The sequence below is a fragment of the Streptomyces pathocidini genome (assembly GCF_001418495.1).
GTDB lineage: Bacteria > Actinomycetota > Actinomycetes > Streptomycetales > Streptomycetaceae > Streptomyces > Streptomyces pathocidini.
Genome location: NZ_LIQY01000637.1, coordinates 1 through 1,250 on the forward strand (window position 1 = coordinate 1; position 1,250 = coordinate 1,250).

A 1,250-nucleotide genomic window follows, 5' to 3' on the forward strand; every position below is an offset into this window, starting at 1 on the left:
TGATGGTGGCGGTGCCGGTGTTCTGCACCGTCCACCTGCCTTCGAAGCCGGTGCCCCAGTCGGAGACTTTGGTGTAGGAGGCGGTCTCGCCGGCCGCCTGGGCGGGGGTGGCCAGACCGACGAGGGCGGCGAGGGGGAGGAGGAGCGCGGTGAGGACCGCGAGGGCTCCGCGTCTGACGGTGCGTCCGGTGCGTCTGGTACGTCTGAAGGTTCCAGTGCTCAAGGGGTGCTCCTCGAGTGGGTCCGGGCCAACGGGGAACCTGCGTCGCCCGGTGAGGCACCCCAGGTCATGGTGTGCTCACCGCATTGCGCCCGAGAGTAAGGAGGTCTGTACCAGTGGTCAATAGGTCTGGACCAAAGCCGATGGTCCGGTCGTCAATCGGCCAACTCCCGGGCGGGCACCGCCGAACCGTGGGCGCTAGCGGTTCTCGCCGGGGACCCAGAGGATGTCGCCCCGCTCCTTGTTGGCCGTGCGGGCCAGGATGAACAGGAGGTCGGAGAGGCGGTTGAGGTAGGTCGCCGTCAGGGGGTTCATAACCTCGCCGTGTGCCTCCAGCGCCGCCCACGTGGAGCGCTCCGCGCGCCGTACCACGGTGCACGCCTGGTGCAGCAGCGCGGCGCCCGCCGTACCGCCCGGCAGGATGAAGCTGCGCAGCTTCTCCAGGCCCTCCAGGAAGCGGTCGCAGTCCGCCTCCAGTCTGTCGACGTAGCCCTGCTCGACCCGCAGCGGCGGGAACTCCGGCTTCTCGACCACCGGCGTGGCCAGATCGGCCCCCACGTCGAACAGGTCGTTCTGCACCCGTACGAGTACCTTGACGATTTCCTCCGGCAGCTCCCCGAGCGCGATGGCCACGCCGAGGGCCGCGTTGGCCTCGTTCGCGTCCGCGTAGGCCGCGATCCGTGCGTCGGTCTTGGCGGTGCGGCTCATGTCGCCGAGGGCGGTCGTGCCGTCGTCCCCGGTCCGGGTGTAGATACGTGTCAGATGGACCATGTCCCCGAGCCTAGCCGCCTCCGCCGCAGGCGCGAGGCGGGCGCGCGTTCGGTGCCCAACTGCGCGCCCCGGGCGGCCTCCTGGGGCCCTCGGCGGCCGACTCCGGTGTGATGTCCGTCATCTGAGACGTGACGCGCATCTCTTCCCGGCCACCACGGCCTTCGCGAGCGCTAAGGTCCGCCCAGGAGACGATTCTTGAACAGCGTGTGATACGTGCAAAGGGGACAGCAGTGGCCAGGAAGCTCGCCGTCATCGGCGC

1 protein-coding gene and 1 pseudogene are annotated in these 1,250 nt (G+C 69.6%); both read right to left on the minus strand.

What is annotated here, in order from left to right:
• Positions 1-223: pseudogene (locus AOK16_RS23830) on the minus strand (glycosyl hydrolase family 18 protein); the annotation flags it as partial.
• Positions 224-418: 195 nt separating this feature from the next.
• Complete coding sequence (locus tag AOK16_RS23835) at positions 419-991, minus strand: cob(I)yrinic acid a,c-diamide adenosyltransferase (RefSeq protein WP_055474183.1); 573 nt, start codon at positions 989-991, stop codon at positions 419-421.
• Positions 992-1,250: the final 259 nt, after the last annotated feature.

Coding starts and splice junctions, on each gene's coding strand:
- AOK16_RS23835 (WP_055474183.1), bottom strand. CDS start 991: ATGGTCCATCTGACACGTATCTACACCCGGACCGGGGACGACGGCACG.